This window comes from Hymenobacter negativus (assembly GCF_017571495.1).
Classification (GTDB): domain Bacteria; phylum Bacteroidota; class Bacteroidia; order Cytophagales; family Hymenobacteraceae; genus Hymenobacter; species Hymenobacter negativus.
Genome location: NZ_JAGETZ010000003.1, coordinates 594,824 through 613,213, shown reverse-complemented (window position 1 = coordinate 613,213; position 18,390 = coordinate 594,824). Strand labels below are relative to the sequence as shown.

At 55.9% G+C, this 18,390-nt stretch carries 18 protein-coding genes; 13 read left to right on the top strand and 5 right to left on the bottom strand.

Annotation, left to right across the window (positions count from 1 at the left end; translation table 11 throughout):
* Positions 1 to 325 precede the first annotated feature (325 nt).
* The 3 genes from yihA (at position 326) to J4E00_RS09470 (ending at position 2,228) form a co-directional block, all read left to right on the top strand.
* Positions 326 to 946, top strand: coding sequence for a ribosome biogenesis GTP-binding protein YihA/YsxC (gene yihA / locus J4E00_RS09480; RefSeq protein WP_208174892.1), 621 nt, complete (start codon positions 326 to 328; stop codon positions 944 to 946).
* Positions 947 to 1,029: 83 nt separating this feature from the next.
* Positions 1,030 to 1,488, top strand: a complete 459-nt coding sequence (locus J4E00_RS09475) for an energy transducer TonB (protein ID WP_208174891.1) — start codon at positions 1,030 to 1,032, stop codon at positions 1,486 to 1,488.
* A gap of 125 nt (positions 1,489 to 1,613) precedes the next feature.
* Positions 1,614 to 2,228 carry a DUF5606 domain-containing protein gene (locus tag J4E00_RS09470; RefSeq protein ID WP_208174890.1) on the top strand — a complete coding sequence of 205 codons (615 nt, stop codon included), beginning with the start codon at positions 1,614 to 1,616 and terminating at the stop codon, positions 2,226 to 2,228.
* Positions 2,229 to 2,307: 79 nt separating this feature from the next.
* Here J4E00_RS09470 and fbp read toward each other — a convergent pair whose 3' ends face one another.
* A complete protein-coding gene (fbp, locus tag J4E00_RS09465; RefSeq protein ID WP_208174889.1) occupies positions 2,308 to 3,378 on the bottom strand; it encodes a class 1 fructose-bisphosphatase in 1,071 nt (356 codons plus the stop codon).
* A gap of 446 nt (positions 3,379 to 3,824) precedes the next feature.
* On the opposite strand from fbp, the gene J4E00_RS09460 reads away from it, so the two are divergent.
* The 4 genes from J4E00_RS09460 (at position 3,825) to rsgA (ending at position 8,074) form a co-directional block, all read left to right on the top strand.
* Positions 3,825 to 5,102, top strand: coding sequence for an aspartate kinase (locus tag J4E00_RS09460; RefSeq protein WP_208174888.1), 1,278 nt, complete (start codon positions 3,825 to 3,827; stop codon positions 5,100 to 5,102).
* A gap of 130 nt (positions 5,103 to 5,232) precedes the next feature.
* Entirely contained in the window at positions 5,233 to 5,817 is a 585-nt protein-coding gene (locus tag J4E00_RS09455; protein ID WP_208174887.1) for a peroxiredoxin, read from the top strand.
* 44 nt (positions 5,818 to 5,861) lie between these two features.
* Positions 5,862 to 7,112, top strand: coding sequence for a 3-deoxy-D-manno-octulosonic acid transferase (locus tag J4E00_RS09450; RefSeq protein WP_208174886.1), 1,251 nt, complete (start codon positions 5,862 to 5,864; stop codon positions 7,110 to 7,112).
* Positions 7,113 to 7,114: 2 nt separating this feature from the next.
* On the top strand, positions 7,115 to 8,074 hold the full coding sequence (gene rsgA / locus J4E00_RS09445) for a ribosome small subunit-dependent GTPase A (RefSeq protein WP_410779746.1): 960 nt from the start codon (positions 7,115 to 7,117) through the stop codon (positions 8,072 to 8,074).
* 92 nt (positions 8,075 to 8,166) lie between these two features.
* Here the strand turns inward: rsgA and J4E00_RS09440 are convergent, their stop codons facing one another.
* Positions 8,167 to 8,802 (bottom strand): fasciclin domain-containing protein, encoded by a 636-nt coding sequence (locus tag J4E00_RS09440; RefSeq protein ID WP_208174885.1) that lies wholly within the window; start codon positions 8,800 to 8,802, stop codon positions 8,167 to 8,169.
* A 174-nt stretch (positions 8,803 to 8,976) separates the two neighbouring features.
* Here J4E00_RS09440 and J4E00_RS09435 point away from each other — a divergent pair, with 174 nt between their 5' ends.
* Entirely contained in the window at positions 8,977 to 9,438 is a 462-nt protein-coding gene (locus tag J4E00_RS09435; protein ID WP_208174884.1) for a peptidylprolyl isomerase, read from the top strand.
* A gap of 50 nt (positions 9,439 to 9,488) precedes the next feature.
* Here J4E00_RS09435 and J4E00_RS09430 read toward each other — a convergent pair whose 3' ends face one another.
* Positions 9,489 to 10,067 (bottom strand): DUF3109 family protein, encoded by a 579-nt coding sequence (locus J4E00_RS09430; protein WP_208174883.1) that lies wholly within the window; start codon positions 10,065 to 10,067, stop codon positions 9,489 to 9,491.
* A gap of 54 nt (positions 10,068 to 10,121) precedes the next feature.
* Between J4E00_RS09430 and J4E00_RS09425 the strand changes: the two genes are divergently transcribed.
* From J4E00_RS09425 to J4E00_RS09405, 5 genes are all read left to right on the top strand, one after another.
* Positions 10,122 to 12,419, top strand: coding sequence for an ATP-dependent helicase (locus J4E00_RS09425; RefSeq protein WP_410779745.1), 2,298 nt, complete (start codon positions 10,122 to 10,124; stop codon positions 12,417 to 12,419).
* A gap of 142 nt (positions 12,420 to 12,561) precedes the next feature.
* Positions 12,562 to 13,290: a DUF4290 domain-containing protein gene (locus tag J4E00_RS09420; protein ID WP_208174882.1), complete on the top strand. Its 729-nt coding sequence runs from the start codon at positions 12,562 to 12,564 to the stop codon at positions 13,288 to 13,290.
* Between the two features lie 138 nt (positions 13,291 to 13,428).
* Positions 13,429 to 14,733: a UDP-N-acetylglucosamine 1-carboxyvinyltransferase gene (gene murA / locus J4E00_RS09415; RefSeq protein ID WP_208174881.1), complete on the top strand. Its 1,305-nt coding sequence runs from the start codon at positions 13,429 to 13,431 to the stop codon at positions 14,731 to 14,733.
* Between the two features lie 163 nt (positions 14,734 to 14,896).
* Positions 14,897 to 15,748 (top strand): DUF4349 domain-containing protein, encoded by an 852-nt coding sequence (locus J4E00_RS09410; RefSeq protein WP_208174880.1) that lies wholly within the window; start codon positions 14,897 to 14,899, stop codon positions 15,746 to 15,748.
* A gap of 122 nt (positions 15,749 to 15,870) precedes the next feature.
* Positions 15,871 to 16,749, top strand: coding sequence for a DUF4349 domain-containing protein (locus tag J4E00_RS09405; RefSeq protein ID WP_208174879.1), 879 nt, complete (start codon positions 15,871 to 15,873; stop codon positions 16,747 to 16,749).
* Positions 16,750 to 16,830: 81 nt separating this feature from the next.
* Here the strand turns inward: J4E00_RS09405 and J4E00_RS09400 are convergent, their stop codons facing one another.
* Both J4E00_RS09400 and J4E00_RS09395 read right to left on the bottom strand, forming a co-directional pair.
* Positions 16,831 to 17,169: a phage holin family protein gene (locus J4E00_RS09400; protein ID WP_208174878.1), complete on the bottom strand. Its 339-nt coding sequence runs from the start codon at positions 17,167 to 17,169 to the stop codon at positions 16,831 to 16,833.
* A 27-nt stretch (positions 17,170 to 17,196) separates the two neighbouring features.
* Positions 17,197 to 18,288, bottom strand: a complete 1,092-nt coding sequence (locus J4E00_RS09395) for an agmatinase family protein (protein WP_208174877.1) — start codon at positions 18,286 to 18,288, stop codon at positions 17,197 to 17,199.
* Between the last annotated feature and the right edge of the window lie 102 nt (positions 18,289 to 18,390).

Below are 18,390 nucleotides of genomic sequence, written 5' to 3'. Positions count from 1 at the left end.
GGTTAGCCCTTAATGCGCATTTGCGCCGAAGGTAACCGTCCTCTTTCGCAAAGAACTCCGCACCGGACCGTGTCAAAGCATGGCCTATTAACGGGCAAAGATAGGCTGCGAGCCTGCGAAAAGCGGTTTTTGAGCAAATTTTCGGCCATTCAACGGTGGTCGAGTGCAACAGCAGCGGCCCACTTGTTTGGCAGGCATGCCGCGCAAATATAGAAGCGCCACTGAAATAGCCATTCATGGCAGCATTTTTATTTGTCCGGGTCCGGCTGGTGTTCGGATGTAATTTTGCATGTCGGTACAGTTCCTATTACTTCTTTCTTATTTCATGATTATTCACGACGCTCAATTCCTAACCAGTAATTCACGGGCTGACCTTTGCCCGGACCCTAAACTGCCCGAATACGCATTCATTGGCCGTTCTAACGTCGGAAAATCGTCGCTGATAAATATGCTGACCGGGCGCAACGGCTTAGCAAAAACGTCGGCCTCGCCCGGAAAGACACAATTAATTAACCATTTCGTTATTAACGATAATTGGTATCTGGTAGATTTACCCGGTTACGGCTATGCTAAAGTGAGCAAAACATCGCGCGCCGAATGGGCACGCATGATTAATTATTATTTGCTCAATCGAAGCAATTTAATGTGCGTTTGCGTGCTCATTGATTCACGCCATTCACCACAGTCTGTGGACTTGGAATTTATGGAAAAGCTGGGAGAAGAAGGCATTCCATTCGTCATGATATTTACGAAGGCCGACAAGCAGTCGACGGCCCAAACCAAAGCCCTGCTGGCCGAATACCTGCGCAAAATGAGCGAAATATGGGACGAGTTGCCACGCTATTTCGTGACTTCGGCCGAAACCCGACTGGGACGCGAAGAAGTGCTCACCTTTATTGAGGAAGTAAATCAGCAATGGAAGGACGATGCCGCAGCCAGTGCGTAGATTGGCCCTTAAATTGCCAATCGCGCCCTGAACCCGGCCGGTTTGTATTGTCTTCTCATCTCCCCGCCCCCTTTTATTTTATCATGACCAAAAACGTTTCCCTCCCGCAGTTGGCCCTTGGCCTATTGCTGGCTGCTGCCGCTCCGGCCGCTGCCCAAACTACTCCCAACACTGCGCCGCCCAAGTCGCAGGCCGAGCAAGGCACTGGCATTGGCTCGGTGGGCAAGTCCATTCCGGTGGCTGAGTACTACGAAGGTGGCCAGGCCGCCATGTACGAGTTTATCGGCAAAGAAATTAAGTACCCCCTGCTGGCTAAACGCAATCGCATTCAGGGTCAGTGCATTGTGAGCTTCACACTAAATCCCGACGGCACAATGTCAGGAGTGAAGCTGATAAAGCAGCTGGGCGGTGGCACCGGCGAGGAGGCCCTGCGCGTGGTGCGCCTGCTTAAATTCAAGAAGCCGGAGTATCCAATTCTGACCAGCCTGCCCATCGTGTTCAAGCTCGGTGTAACCGGTTCGAACGCGACCGAAGGACAATAATTTCGTAGTTTTGCCTTGTTGAATGAAGAATGAGGAATGAGAAATGAGGAACGGCCTTGTGGCCACTCTTCGTCTCTCGTTCCTCATTCTTTATTTTTCATTTTTCATTCCTCATTAACGTTACAATGCCCTACGAATTGCAAGAGTTGGCCGCCATCAGCGGCATGCCCGGCCTGTACCGCCTGGTGCGCGCCGCACGCCACGGCGTGCTGGTGGAAAGCCTCGACGAGAAAGCAACCCGCACGCTGGCTCCGGCCCGCAATAAGGTGTCGCTGCTGTCGGAAATCTCCATTTACACCCAGGACCCCGACGAAACGGTGCCCCTGACAGAGGTGTTCGAGCGCATTTACCAGAAGCACGGCGCGGCTTCGCCCGTTACGTCGAAGTCGAGTGAAGGCGAGCTGACCGATTTTCTGGCCGGCGTAATTCCTGACTATGACCGTGACCGTGTTTACCTGTCCGATATCAAGAAACTGGCCAGCTGGTACGGCATCGTGAGCAAGCACCGCCCCTACCTGGAGGCGGCTGCAAGCGAAACATCCGAAGAAGCTCTTGCGGCCGAAACAGCAGAGGACGCTCCCAAGGCCAAAGCCAAAAAGGCTCCTAAAACCACCGAGCCCAGCGCCGATGAGCCCTTGAGCACTGGTGGCGTTATCACGGCTGCCGATGAGGCACCTGATGCAGAAGGCAATCCTGAAGCTGCGGCCCCCGCGAAGAAAAGCCGTAAGAAAGCCGAGTAGTAAGCCAGTAGACCTTACCACAAAAAAGCCCTCCCTGCAAACAGGAAGGGCTTTTTTGTGCAGTTAATGAACTGTAGTGCTACTTCGCAACCGCCACTTTTACGGGTATTTCTTTCACCATTTTTTCCTTAGCTTCTTCGGCTTTGGGTTGGTTGGCTTTGGCAATTAGGGCTTCGGCCTGCTCTACCAGGTCTTTGCTGCCGATGAAAACGGGGCAGCGCTCGTGCGGCAATTTGGGCTCGATTTCCATGGTGCGCTGGAGGCCGTTGCTACTTTTGCCGCCGGCCTGCTCCACAATGAAGGCCAGGGGGTTGCACTCGTACATGAGGCGCAGCTTGCCGTTGGGTGCTTTGGCGGTGGCGGGGTAGATGTAGATACCACCTTTGAGCAGGTTGCGGTGGAAGTCGGCGACCAGCGAACCGATGTAGCGAGCCGAGAAATTCTGGTTTTTGCAGTGCTGTACGAAGGCCGCCACGCCCGGCGCGAAGGAATCGGAGCTACCCTCGTTGATGGAGTAGATGTTGCCGGTTTGGGGAGTTTGGATATCGGGGTGCGAGAGGAAGAATTCACCCAGCGAATGCTCGTAGGTGAAGCCGTTGACGCCGTTGCCGGTGGTATAAACCATCATGGTGCTGGAACCATAGATGACGTAGCCGGCGGCTACCTGGTGCGTGCCGGGCTGCAGGCAGTCGGCGGCGGTGCCTTCCCGGCCGGTGGGCGACACGCGGCGGTAAATGCTGAAAATGGTGCCGATGCTCACGTTCACGTCGATGTTCGACGAGCCGTCGAGCGGGTCGATGGCCACCACGTACTTGCCTTGGTTGTTGCCGGTTTGAATCATCTCATCGTCTTCTTCCGAGATGATGGTGCAGACTTCGCCACCGTTGCGCAGGGCCCGGATGAAGCGGATGTTGGCGATGACATCGAGCTTTTGCTGGTCTTCGCCCTGTACGTTTTGGCTACCGTAGGCGCCAGCAATGTCGATGAGGCCGGAGCGGTTGATTTCGCGGTTGACGATTTTGGCGGCTAATGCGATGTCACGTAGCAGCTGCGACAATTCCCCCGTGGCGTAGGGGAAATCTTCCTGCTTGCGCATGATAAAACGGTCGAGCGTGGTGCCGACGGGCAGGGCCAGTTTATTGTGGTCCATAAGCGGTGGGGATAACAATTGTGAGTGTGGCGGGAACGCCTGACAAAGCTACTCCACAGAAGCCGATATTTTTCTCCTAAAAATGGCCGTAGTAATGCTATTTTCAAAGCGCAAACGGTTGTCTTTTTACACATTTTCCAAGGCTTGAATCCGGTGTTTTTGCTCCAGAATCAAGCCCTGCTGGCGCAACGTCGCATTAGGGGAGCGCACGGCCCCACACTCGTGGCGTACGGTGCTAGCAACGTGGTACACTACCTTAAAACGATGGCGCTCGGCCCCGCATCTGTGGCGCACCCGCAGGAATGGTAGCACACTGTTCCGGAACCTTGGCAGAACGCCTAGCTACGAGAGAGCACCGGCTCAATACCGAGCCGCAAGGTCTCTCAGCAGTAGCGCATGACTCGGAAAAACCGCATTTGCGGCCGGCGGCGCTACTTTTGGGGCCTATGGACAATGCACAAGGACTTCAGGTATATAAATTTGGTGGGGCATCGGTGAAGGATGCGGCAGCTATTCTCAACCTCTGCCGCATTGTGCGGAACTATGGCTCAAAAGGGCCACTGGTGATTGTGGTGTCGGCGATGGGCAAGACCACGAATGCGCTGGAGGAGATTTTTGATTTGGCGTACCAGAAACTTGACTACAACACGCAGCTGCAGGCCCTTGAGCAGTACCACTATCAGGTAATAGCCGGCCTGCAGAATGTTCCAGCTGGCATAGAGCCTGCGGTGTCTTTTTCGGCCGAAATCACTACTTATTTTCAGCAATTAGCCGACCGTCTGGCCAATCTGCAAACCGGCGATTACGACCAGCAATACGACCAGATTGTAAGCTTTGGTGAGTTGCTAGCCTCCAGCATTGTGGCGCAGGCATTGGGTGCGCAGTTGCTCGATATCCGCTCCATTATCCGTACCGACGATACCTGGCGCGAAGGCCGCGTAGACTGGCGTGTCACTGAGCAGCGCGTACAGGCGGCCATCATGCTCCAGTTAGCTCAGGGGCCAATGGTCACGCAAGGATTCTTGGGTGGCACTGTAGCTGGCGCGACCACCACGCTCGGCCGCGAGGGTTCCGACTACACCGCCGCCATTCTCGCCTATTGCCTGCGAGCTGAGAGCGTGACCATCTGGAAGGACGTGCCCGGCCTGCTCAATGCCGACCCAAAAATCTTCCCGGACACGGTGCGATACCCCGAAATCAGCTACCGCGAAACCATTGAAATGGCGTATTACGGCGCCTCGGTTATCCACCCGAAAACGCTGAAGCCGCTGGCGGAGCGCAATATTCCGCTGCGGGTGAAGTCGTTTGTGAACCCCGAAGCGGAGGGCACGCTCATTCACGATTGCCAGCACCCGGCGCTGGCTCCGGCGTATATCCGCAAGACGGATCAGTGCCTGGTGTCCTTCGCCAGCAAGGACTTTTCGTTTATTTCGGAGGAAAACCTGGCGGTTATTTTTGCCGCTCTGGCCCAGGCTAAGCTCAAAATCAATTTGATGCAGAATTCGGCCATCAGCTTTTCGGTGTGCACCGATTTTTCGGAGCGACGCATCCACGCACTGCTCGATTTGCTGCGGGAACAGTTCACGCTGCACTACAACGCGGGGCTCACGCTTTTCACCATCAAGAACTACGATTCGGCCAGCATCAGCCGCCTCACGGCGGATAAGCGGCTGCTGCTGGAGCAGCGCACCCGCAACACGTTTCAGTTTGTGTGCCAGGCCTGAGATGCGCCAATTGGCATAACCAACGGCTGGCCAAAACAGTAAAGCGTCACATTAACTGATTCGCGGCAGCCTGTTTTATTTATTTCAGGAGCTGCGTTAATGCGTATTATCTCCGTCCCAAACTTTTACAATGGCAGTTCTCGTGGGCAAGCGTGCCCCTTCCTTTAAGGCCACCGCCGTGATTGACGGCAAACTCGAAGAAGAGTTTTCGCTGGACCGCTACCTTGGCAAGAAGCACGTTCTATTTTACTTCTACCCGGCTGATTTCAGCCGGGTGTGCCCCACCGAAATTCTGGCTTTCCAGGACCGGCTGGAGGAATTTGAGCGCCGGGGGGTGGCCGTGGTGGGTTGCTCTACCGACTCGCAATACGCCCATTTGGCTTGGCAGGAAATGCCGCGCGAGCAGGGTGGCATTGCAGGCGTGAAGTATCCGCTGGTGGCCGATGCTACCAAAACCATATCGGCTAACTATGATGTGCTGGGCGGCCACTACGACTACACCGAACAAGCCGAAATGACCTTTGTAGGCTCGCCCATGGCCTACCGGGGCCTGTTTTTGATTGACCGCGACGGCATTGTGCGGCACCAGCTGGTGAACGACCGGCCGCTGGGCCGCAGCCTTGCCGAAGCCATTCGGATGATTGATGCCCTGCAATTTTTTGAGAAAAACGGCGAGGCCTGCCCCGTCGATTGGGAAGCCGATACGGCTAAATAATGACTGGAAACATCGACTACGCCCTTGTTGCGTAATTTTGGGGCTTGCTATTCCTGTATAACATTGCGCTGGGCCTGTACGGCCTGCTGCTGCGCCTAGTAGCGCCATTTGTGCCCAAGGCCGCGGCTTGGGTGGCCGGCCGCCGTGGGCTGCTGGCTCATATTCGCCAAACTATTGGCAACGACCTTGCACCCCGAGTGTGGTTTCACTGCGCGTCGCTGGGTGAGTTTGAACAGGGCCGGCCGCTGATTGAGGCCTACCGCAAGACCCACCCCAGCACCAAGGTCGTGCTTACGTTTTTCTCACCTTCGGGCTACGAAATCCGCAAAAACTGGCCGGGTGCCGACTATATTTTCTACCTGCCGGAGGATACCCGCAGCAATGCGCGGGCCTTTCTCGACGTGGTGCAGCCGCGGCTGGTAGTGTTTGTGAAGTACGAATTCTGGTACCACTTTCTGAACGAAGCCCACCGGCGCGGTATTTCGGCCATTGTGGTGTCAGCCATTTTCCGGGCCGAGCAAGTGTTTTTCAAACCCTGGGGCGGTTTCTTTCGAAAAATCCTTACCCGCTTCGCCCATATTTTCACCCAAACAGAGTCGTCTGCTGCGCTGTTGCGCGGCATTGGCCTAACGCAGGTGAGCGTAGCCGGCGACACGCGTTTCGATACCGTAGTGGCCACGGCCGCTGCCGCGCCGCGCCACCTGCCCGTGGTCGACGCCTTTGTGGCCGATGGCGCGCCGGTGCTGGTGGCGGGCAGTAGCTGGCCCGAAGACCTGCCGGCTCTCGCACCGTTGCTACAGCACTACCAGAACGAGCTGCGGGTGCTGGTAGCTCCGCACGAAATCAGCGAAACCAACCTGCGACTGGTGGAAGAAGTATTGCCGGGCCAGGTGGTACGCTACTCCAAAGCCGATGCCGCGACGGTGGCCCAGGCCCGCATTTTGCTGTTTGATAACGTAGGTTTGCTGAGCCAGCTCTACCGCTTTGGGAAGTATGCTTACATCGGGGGGGCCTTCGGCAAGGGCTTGCACAACACTCTGGAAGCCGCAGCATTTGGCCTGCCCCTGTTCTTCGGTCCGACGTATGCTAAATTTCAGGAGGCCATCGAACTAGTTGAATTGAAGTGCGCCTTCCCGGTGCACGATGCGGCCGAGTTGGACAAGGCATTTCGCTACCTGTGGCAGCATGAGGATGCCCGCCTGCGTCTGCAAGACACCATGCTCGACTACGTGCACGAGCAGGCCGGTGCTACCCGTACCATCATGGCCGCCCTACCCGGCCTCACCAACTCATAACCGTGGATACTCCGGCTCCAACTATTGCCCAGGTGCTGCATGGCACCGTTGTGAAATCTACCGGCTCGTGGTACTTGGTGCGCGGCGCCGAGGATGGGCAGCTCCACCGCTGCCGCCTGCGCGGCAAGTTCAAAATCAAGGGCCTGAAAGCCAGCAACCCGCTCGCCGTGGGCGACCAAGTCGACTTTACGGTGGAAGCTCAGACGGAGGGTGCGGGCGTCATTTCACACATTGCGCCGCGCCGTAACTACATCGTGCGGAAGTCAGTGCACAAAACCGGCCACGTTCACATCGTAGCGGCCAATCTGGACCAGGCGCTCTTGGTGGTTACGCTGGTTTCGCCGGCTACCTCGTTCGGGTTTATCGACCGGTTTCTCGTCACGGCCGAAGCCTATCACATTCCCGTCACGCTCCTCTTCAACAAGACCGATTTGTACGATGCCGACGGCTTCGAATACCAGGCTGAAATTGCGGGCATGTACGCCAGCCTGGGCTACCCCAGCCGCACCTGCGCCGCCACCACCGGCGAGGGTGTAGCCGAAATCGACCAACTGCTGGATGGTAAAGTAAGCCTGCTGGCCGGCCATTCCGGGGTGGGTAAAAGCACGCTCATCAACGCCCTGGTGCCCGACCTCGACTTGAAAACGGCAGAAATCAGCGAGTTTTCCGATAAAGGGGTGCACACCACTACCTTCGCCGAGATGCTGGAAGTGCGTCCCGGCACCTTTATCATCGACACGCCCGGCATCAAAGAGCTAGGCCTCGTGGACGTGCCGCCGGCTGAGCTGGCCGGTTATTTCCCTGAATTCCGGGCGCTGCTGGGCCAGTGCCGCTACCACAACTGCCAGCACACCCACGAGCCCGGCTGCGCCGTGCGCGAAGCCGTGGACCAAGGCCGCATTGCCCTCCCCCGCTACGACAGCTACCTCAGCATGCTGGCCGGCGAAGACAACCGCCACTAACGCTTCGCTTAATGAAGAATGGGGAATGAAGAATTATCCTGACGACAATTCCTCATTCCCCATTCTTCATTCCTCATTAAGCTGCAGGCGTCTTACTTTGCCAGCGGCAGCACCACGCCGTCGATGACGTGCGTCACGCCGTTGCTGGAAATTACGTCGGGGATTTGCACGGTAGCCGGGGCATCTTTGCCATTGCCCACCATCACCTTGCCGTCTTTAATGGAGATGTGCAGCTTCTCGCCATTCACCGTAGTGAATTCCTGACCATCCTTGAAATCGGCTGCAACCAGGCGGCCGGGGATGACATGGTAGGTGAGCAAGCCTTTCAGGTTTTCCTTGCTGGCGGGGTCCATTAGACCAGCTAAGAAGCCTTTAGGCCGTTTGTCGAAGGCCGCATTGGTGGGCGCGAATACGGTGAAAGGACCTGCTCCCTTCAGGGTTTCCACTAAGTCGGCCTGCTTCACGGCAGCAACCAGCGTGCTTACGCTTTTGGCCGCCATCGCATTGTCCACGATGTCTTTATCGGCGGTCATGGCTACGCCGTCTACCATTACGCCCTCAGGCTTGGCCATACGAGCCGAGTCGCCGGCCAGCGCCGCGAGCGAATCGGCGGGGTTAACGGTGCTGGTGGTTTCGGTTTCGGTGGTGGCGGGTTTGTCGTTGCCGCAGCTGGCCAGCATCAGCGAAGTTGCCAGGGCGGCCAACAGGGGAGCGAAGTGCTTTTTCATGAAAAAGAGATTGTGAAAAAAGGTTTGGAGCGTGTAAGCCGATAGGGCCGTTGAGCTTACGAAGAAACGGGGCAGGACGGACGTTTGGCACATCAGCAGGCTGCTTACCTTCGCGGCCGGAAACAGCATCTGTTGCCGTATACATTTATTTCATCCACCCAATACCGCGAATCCATGAAAACCGCCGAAATCCATACCCGTCGGGGTGTTATGAAAGTTGAGTTCTACGAACAAGACGCGCCCAACACCGTCAAAAACTTTATCGACCTTGCTGAAAAAGGCTATTACGACGGCCTGACGTTTCACCGCGTCATCCCAAACTTTGTTGTGCAGGGAGGGTGCCCCAATACCCGCGTGGGCGCGCAGGGCCGGCCTGGAACCGGCGGCCCTGGCTATAAAATCGACTGCGAAACCAGTGGAGGGAATCAGTACCATGAGCGGGGTGCCCTGAGCATGGCGCACGCTGGCCGAAACACGGGCGGCTCGCAATTCTTCATTGTACACGACCGCAACCCCAACACGGCCAACCTAGACCGCAAGCACACCGTGTTCGGCAAAGTAGTGGAAGGCCTGGAAATCATTGACCAAGTTCGTCAGGACGATGAAATTGAGCGGATTGTAATAAAGGAGGCCTAATTCCTCGTTTTCTGTCTGACCAAAAAGACCGGCCTCACAGCCGGTCTTTTTTATTTCTTGCCTGGCTTTGGGTTTTCAATTTCCTCAACTAACTGGCTGTACCAACCCTCGCCGTACTTGCGAATCAGCGGGTCTTTCAGGAACTGGTATATCCGAACGCCCAGCGTACTGCCAAACGAGCAAGCCGGATTGCAAATATTCCACCGGTCGTAGTTCAGCGCATCGAAGCCCTCATACTTCGTAATGCGAATGGGATATAAGTGGCAGCTGATGGGCTTTTTGAAGGTGGTAGCGCCCGCCAGATAGGCTTGCTCGATGCCGCACTTCAGGATGCCGCGCTCGTCGTAGAGCGCGTAGGCGCACTCTTTGTCGTCAATTGTGGTTGTGCTATAGTCACCTTCCCAATCCTTGATGTAGAGGCCCTGGGCTTCGATAGCGGCTTGCCCGGCCTCGGTCAGAAAAGGTTTGATGTTGGCGTACTCCTGCTCCAGAATCTTCAATTCCGGTTCTTCAAGGGGGGCGCCGAGGTCACCCTCCACGCAGCAGGCTCCTTTGCAAGCCTCGAGGTTGCAGACAAAAAAATGGTCGGCGATGTCGTCGGAGATGACTGTTTCCTGGATAATAATCATACAGCAAAGTTAACCCCTGCGGCGGGGGTAGAAATTCCTTTCGCCCCCCGCCCCATGGGCAGTACCTTTGCAAACCCGCCCAAAAGGCGGCTTATTTCGCTGATGGCACTAGATTATCTTTCCCTTCTGAACCCGTCGCAAGGCGCTGCGGTGATGCAAACCGATGGCCCGTGCATGATTATCGCCGGTGCTGGCTCGGGCAAAACCCGGGTGCTCACCTACCGCATCGCCCACCTGCTCGAAAAAGGCGTTGACCCGTTCAACATCCTCGCCCTAACTTTCACCAACAAAGCCGCCAAGGAAATGCGCGCCCGCGTGGAAAAGGTCGTCGGGCCGGCGGCCCGCAGCCTGTGGATGGGCACCTTCCACTCCGTGTTTGCTAAAATCCTGCGCTCCGAGGCCGACAAGATTGGTTTCCCGCGCAGCTTCACCATCTACGACTCGCAGGACTCAAAAACCCTGGTTGGCCAGATTGTAAAGGAGTTGGAACTCGACGACAAGCTCTACAAGCCGAGCTTGGTGCTGGGAAGGATTTCGGCAGCTAAAAACAAGCTGATTTCTCATAATCAGTACTTGAACGACCCGGCCATTAAAGCCGATGATGAAGCGGCGCTCCGTCCCAAAATCGGCGTGATTTATCAGCAGTATCAGCAGCGTTGCTTCAAGGCCGGCGCGATGGATTTCGACGACCTGCTATTCAACACCAACGTGCTGTTTCGGGACCATGCCGATATTCTGAATAAATACCAGAATATGTTCCGATTTGTGATGGTAGACGAGTACCAGGACACCAACTATTCGCAATATTTAATTACCCGTAAGCTGGCCGCTAAAGAGCGGAATATCTGCGTGGTAGGCGATGATGCGCAGAGTATTTACGCCTTCCGCGGCGCGGATATTTCCAACATTCTGAATTTCGAGAAAGATTATCCCGAATTGCAGGTATTTAAATTGGAGCAGAATTACCGCTCCACAAAAAATATCGTGTGGGCCGCTAATTCGGTGATTAAAAACAACCAGGCGCAGCTGCGCAAGGACGTTTTTTCGGAGAATGAAGATGGAACGCTAATTGAGGTAATTAAAGCCGCTTCGGATAACGAAGAGGGCAAATTGGTGGCCACTTCCATCTTCGAAGACAAGATGAATGGGCATCTTTCCTACGACAATTTTGCCATTTTGTACCGCACCAACGCGCAAAGCCGCGCGATGGAAGAAGCGTTGCGGAAATTGAATATCAGATACAAGATTGTTGGGGGCCTGTCGTTTTACCAACGCAAGGAAATCAAGGACTTAGTAGCCTATTTGCGCCTGACTGTCAATCAGAATGACGAGCAGGCCATTCGCCGGGTTATTAATTATCCGAAGCGTGGCATCGGCGACACGACCATCAGTAAACTAATTACCACGGCCGATGAAGCTAACCATACGCTGTGGGAAGTAGTGGCCAACGCCGACCAATTCATGCCGGCGCGGGTATCGAATCCGGTGGTGGGTTTTGCGGAGAAAATAAAGAGCTATGTGGTGGTTGCGGAGAAGGAAGATGCCTTCGAAGCCGCCAAGTTCATCGCCAAGAACTCGGGAATGCTGGAGGAATTATATGCTGATAAAAGCATTGAGGGCCTCTCCCGCTACGAAAACATTCAGGAGCTGCTTAATGGTATCAAGGAATACGTGGATGACCCCGAGCGAGAGGACAAAAGCCTGGGTGCGTTTCTCCAGGATATTGCCCTCGTGACGGACTCCGACCTGAAGGATGCCGCGCAGGAAGGGGAAGCTGTAACGCTGATGACCATTCACTCGGCTAAGGGCTTGGAATTCCGAAATGTATACATCGTGGGCATGGAAGAGAACCTGTTTCCGAGCCAAATGATGATTACTTCGCGGGCCGATTTGGAAGAGGAGCGACGGCTGTTTTACGTGGCCATTACGCGGGCCGAGAAGAAGCTGACGCTGAGCTATGCCACTTCGCGCTACCAGTGGGGCAACCTGCGCAGTTGCGAGAAAAGCCGCTTCCTGGATGAAATTGACCCACAGTACATCAACTTTAAATTTGCGCCCGGACCCGGCCCAGCCGGCGAGTCTACCTTCCAGCACGTTTTTGAGCGGCGCTCAAACCTGATTCCGACCGCTCCCCGTAAGGTGCAGGCCACCAAATATGTGGCCCCAGCCGACTTTAAGCCTTCCGATACGTCTAACCTGCAAACCGGGCAGCGCGTAGAGCATGCCAAGTTTGGTTTTGGCGTGGTGAATGCGCTGGAAACCCAGCAGGGCACCACCAAGGCGACTATTCTTTTTGAAGAAGTGGGCGAGAAAGTGCTGCTGCTGAGCTTCGCCAAGCTCCGGGTACATTAGGTTGCGGCGACGAAATCGCCAGAACGCCATGCAACGCATTCTGACCTGCATGGCGTTCTGGCGAATCCTTACATGCTAGCCGGCCGAACCTCTTATCTTTGGCCTGAGCCCCCGCCCCCGGCGCCCTCCCTCCTGTTTTTCTATGACCGATATAAATTCCCTGCCCTTCCACCTGCAACTGCTGGTGCGCGAATACGGGCACAGTACGTACCAGCTTATCCAAGGCCTCGTCCAGATTGAGGACATGGCTGAGCGCACCAAGCGGGCCACCCAGATTGTGCAGCTCATGCTGCGCCTACAACCCGCACTCCGCGATTTGCCCGAAATCCAGACCCGCCTCTGGAACCACCTGCATGCCATGGCCGGTGAAGAAGTGGCGCTCGAAGCCCCGGTGCCGCTACGCAGCCTTACGGTGCGCACCGAGAAGCCCTCCCGTGTACCCTACCCCCGCACCGCACCCAAACTGCGGGCCTATGGAGCGGCCATTGAAGCCCTGATTGCCAAAGCCCTGACCCTGGAAGATGCCGCCGAACGCGAGCAGGCCACCGTCCAGATTGGCCGGACGATGAAGTTTCTGTACCGCCAGCACAACAAGGAGAATGCGAAGGATGTGACCATTCTACGGCATTTAAGCGAGTTATCGGGCGGGCAGCTCAAGCTCGACCCAGCCGTTGTTGACGCGGAAAACCTGTTCGAGATGCCGGTAGGTACGGGCCGCGCTCCGGCCTTCATTGTCCCCCAGCCACAGCAGCGTGACCGCCGCGAGGGCCGCGACAACCGAGACGGTCGGAGCAACAATAGCTTCGGCAATAAAAATGGCAAAAAGCGGAAGAAAGGCCGCAGCCAGGAGCCGCAGCAGCCGCCTCAGTAATTTATGATGGACGTCATGCCGGGCTTGCCGAAGCAGTTCTACCGCGCGAGTAATTAGTTACTTTCTCGGTAGAGCTGCTTTGGCAAGCCCGGCATGACGTTCTTTTTACCAGAACACTTGTAACTGACAACCAAACGAATGGCAGCATTTGAAGTACGCGGCGGCAAAGCGCTACGCGGCGAAATCACGCCCCAGGGCGCTAAGAACGAAGCTCTCCAGATTCTCTGCGCGGTACTGCTCACCCCGGAGCCCGTAACCATCAGCAATATTCCTGACATCCGCGACGTCAACAAGCTCATTGAGCTGCTGCGTGACATGGGTGTGAAAGTGGGCAAACTAGCATCTGACACCTACCGCTTTCAGGCTGAAAATGTCAACCTGGACTACATGGACTCGCCCGAGTTCGTGGCGCAGGCGGGCGCTTTGCGCGGCTCGGTGATGATTCTGGGACCGATGCTGGGTCGCTACGGCCGCTGCCAGCTGCCCAAGCCGGGCGGCGACAAAATTGGCCGTCGGCCCATGGATACACACTTTTTGGGTCTCGAAAAGCTGGGCGGTAAGCTCACGTTGGAAGGCACCGATTTCTACCGCATCAAGGTAGATGGCAAGCTGACGGGCACCCATATGCTGCTGGACGAAGCCTCGGTAACCGGCACCGCCAACATTCTAATGGCGGCCGTGCTGGCTGAGGGCACTACTACCATCTACAACGCGGCGTGCGAGCCCTACCTGCAGCAGCTGTGCCGCATGTTGGTACGCATGGGTGCTAACATCCAAGGCATTGGCTCCAACCTGCTCACCATTCAGGGTGTGGAGAGCCTCGGCGGCACCGACCACCGCATGCTGCCCGACATGATTGAAATTGGTTCTTTCATCGGTCTTGCGGCTATGACGGGTTCGGAAATCACCATCAAAGACTGCAAGATTCCCGAGTTGGGTCTAATTCCGGATACTTTCCGCAAGCTGGGCATTCAGCTGGAATTCCGGGGCGATGACATCTACATTCCGGCGCAGGACCACTACGAAATTGCTACCTACCTCGACGGCTCCATCCTCACGGTTTCGGACCATACCTGGCCGGGCTTCACGCCTGATTTGCTGAGCATTGTGCTCGTGGTAGCCTGCCAGGCCAAGGGCACGGTACTCATCCATCAAAAGATGTTTGAAAGCCGGCTGTTCTTCGTCGATAAGCTCATCGATATGGGTGCACAGATTATTCTGTGCGACCCGCACCGCGCTACCGTCATCGGCCTCGACAAGCAGAAGCAGTTGCACGGCATCACCATGACTTCGCCGGATATCCGGGCCGGTGTGGCCCTGCTCATCGCCGCCTTGAGCGCCGAGGGCAAGAGCACCATCCTCAACGTAGAGCAGATTGACCGCGGCTACCAGCACATTGATGAACGCCTGACAGCATTGGGTGCCGACATTCGACGCATTTGATAATCAGTCATTTTACTAACTTTCTTACGGTACTTGAGCAGCCCGACCTGAAGAGGTCGGGCTGTTTTTTTTGAAGTTTTGGGTTACCCGAATACAGAAGTCGGATAAAGGGTCAGCTGCGCCGCTGTTCGTTTCCACATTCAGCTTTCCCAAAAATCTTCCGATGAAATACCTGATTTTTCCCGTCCTGCTCGGACTGGGGCTGGTAGGTTGCAGCCAATCTAAAGAGGAAGCAACTCTTCCCGACCTTCAAACGACGGCTGCCCCCGCTCCCACCGATTCGGTCGCCGCACCCATTGCTTCGGGTTCTCAAACCACCGACTTGCCATCGTTGCCCGCTCAACCCAATCCCGTTGCGCACACCGTGGTGTACGAAGGCAAACTGGAACTCGCAGTAAATAACTTTGAGAAGGCCAGCCCAAAAATTGACAGCTTGGTCAACATACACGGTGCCTACCTGGCTACTGCCCACGAAACCCGGGCCGACGGTTTGCTCCGCCAAGAAATGACCATCAAAGTGCCACCCACCAAATTTGTGGCGTTGGTGGCCGCGCTGGGCCGGCTGGGTCACATCGAGAGCAAAGACGTGGCCTCGGCTGATGTGACGGCCGACATCCTGTCGGCCAGCAATACCCTGGCCGAGCAGCAAGCTGCGCAAAATAAATACCAGCAACTGCTAGCCAAAACCACCAATCCGGCGGAGGTGCAGCGCCTGGTTGGGCAGGAGCGTCAGGCAAAAGAAGACATTGCTGCTGCCCAGGCCCGTCTGCAACAATTTGGAGCACAACGCAAATGGGCCACCCTCACGTTGCACGTACGCCAGCTGCTGCCCACTCCGGAGCCCAGCGAACCGCTACCGGCCTTTGCGCCACAGTTTCTGGATGCTTTCAACCGGGGCTGGTCGGTGGTGCTGAGTGTATTGGTGCTGCTCACCAACCTGTGGCTGCTGCTGCTAAGTGGCGCCGGAGCGTGGGGCCTGCGCTGGTGGCGGCTGCGTCATCCCACACAGGGCTAATTATTTAGCTGTTCATCAATAGCCTTTGCTGCTAACTACCATATGCATACTTAGGCATTGCTCGTTGGCTTACAACTGGCCGGGTTGCCTCGGTTTTAGAATTCACCTTACTACTGAAAATCATGAAGTACCCTTTGTGTTTTGTGTTTGGGTTGGCTGTACTGTTGGGAGGATGTGGTCGTGCGGATAATAAGGCCGAATACAGTGCAATGAGGCAAGATGCTGCAGAGTCCGCTCCTCAAGCAAATGCACCATCCGCCGCCGCTGAAGAATCGGAGGATGCCACCGCCGAAATAAAATCTGGTCCCAAGCCTGGTGCCGAACCCGTCGTGGCCCCATCCCGGCTGCTTATCTACCACGCCGACCTACGCCTGAAAGTAGACAATTTGCCCCGCGCCAGCACCAGCCTCGATAGCCTGGTGCGTCGCAACAGCGGCTACTTAAGCGCCTCTACCGAAGTACGGGCCGACGGCGAGTGGCGTCAGGAAATGACCATTCGGGTGGCACCAGCCCGGTTTCAACCCCTGATGGCCGCCCTGGGTGGAGTGGGCACGGTAGAAGAAAAAAAGCTAACCACCGACGACGTAACCGCCCAACATGCCGACGTAGCCGCCCGCCTCGCGACCAAACGCGCCGTCGAAAAACGCTACATCGACTTGCTGGCACGGGCCAAAAAAATCAGCGAAGTGCTGGAAATCGAAGGTAAAATTGGCGAAGTACGCGAGGAAATCGAAAGCACCGAAAGCCGCCTCAAAACCCTGAACGATGAGGTAGCCTACTCCACCATTTCTCTAACCTGCTACCAACTCCTGTCCCAAACCGTACCCGAGGCACCAGTGGTATCATTTGCCAGCCGGGTAGTCGAGTCCTTCTATACCGGTTGGACGATTATTACCAGCCTTTTCATCGGCTTGGTTGCTTTGTGGCCTTTCTTACTGCTCACACCAGTTATCTGGTGGGCAGTGCGTCGCTGGCGCAACCGCCGCCAGACGGCGGCTTAGCTCGTAGTCGTTTTCTGCTTGTCACAAAAAAGGCCTCCTGCATTCGCAAGAGGCCTTTTTAAGCTTGAATCGAAGCAATGACTAGTCAATTACCATGTCTACCACCGCATTTACCACCGACAGGGCAAGGCTGAATAACAGGGCGTTCAGTAGGCCATGCACATCGAAACTGCTCATCAGATAGTCGGCCAGTTTCACGATGATGACGTTGATAACCAGCAGGAACAAGCCCAGGGTAAGCACGGTAATGGGAAAGCCCAGGATTTTCAGAATTGGCTTCACAATGGCGTTCAGAATGGCCAGCACCACTACCAGAATGGCTGCGCTATCGAGGCCCGCCAGCGCCACACCCGGCAGCACCATGCTGAGGCCGTACACCAGCACCGCCGTGAGAATGAATTTGAGAATAAAACCAACCATCGGAACAGGAGTTGAAGGGTAAGAAATTTATTCCGTCGCCATGCCTTTTGCACCGAGACGGCCTTGAGATACGGCCATCCAGTTGCAAAGTTGGTAGAGCAGCCGGGCACCCACGATGGCATTCCATTCGGTGTCGCCGGGCGCTACTTCATTCAGGTCACAGCCAATGATTTGGATACCTTCTCGCACAATACTGCGCAGCAGATACGTAGCTTCTTCAAACTCCAGACCGCCGGGAACGGGCGTGCCGGTGCCGGGGCAAAGCTTGGGGTCCAAGCCATCAATGTCGAAGCTGATGTAGACCTTCTTGGGAAGTTGGGCGATGATTTTGCCGCACACTTTCTTCCAGGATTTTTTAGCAAACTTCTCGTCGCTCAGAAACCGCTGGCTGAACAGTGCCACCCGGCCATTTGACTGGTCAATAACATCGGCTTCTTGCTGGCAGAAGTCGCGGATGCCCACCTGCACCAGCTTTTTCACCTGCGGCAATTCCAGCGCATTGTGCATGATGCTGGCATGCGAGTACTTGAAGCCTTCGTAAGCCGGGCGCAGGTCGCAGTGTGCGTCAAATTGTAGAATTGCAAATTCCTCATGGCGCTCGGCCAAGGCGTGCAGATAGCCCAGCGGCGTGCTGTGGTCGCCGCCCAGCACCACTACGCCCTTACCGGCATCGAGCAATGCCCCGGTCTTCTCCTTGAGCCACTTCAGCATCTTGTCGCCTTCAGCCGTGACTTTGGCTGGCACACCTTCGAATTTCTTCTGGCCGGCTTCGGGTTGGCCTTCTTCCAGCCAGGTGATATAATCGGCAGCAAGAGGACGCAGTTCACGGCTGGTAGCGGCAATGGTTTCGTCCTCTTCTTCCATGGCCAAGCCCAGCTTCCAGGCATTGGGCACATCGGAGTCATACAGGTCAACCTGCAAGGAAGCATCGCGAATAGCGGCCGGACCTTCGGCGGTACCCGCACGGTAGCTTACAGTTACCTCCCACGGCACGGGCACTACCACTACTTGTGCTTCCTCGGGTGTGAAGGGCAGACCGAAAAGGCCGCCATCAGCATCGCCGGGCGCATTGGGGTCGAAGGAAGCTATTTTTTTGGCGAGAGCGTCAGCTTTAGACATTGGTGTTTTTGAAGAGTGTGGGAGTGACAAAAGAACGTCATGCTGAGCTTGCCGAAGCATCTCTACCGGGAAAGTAACTAATTACTCGCGCAGTAGAAGTGC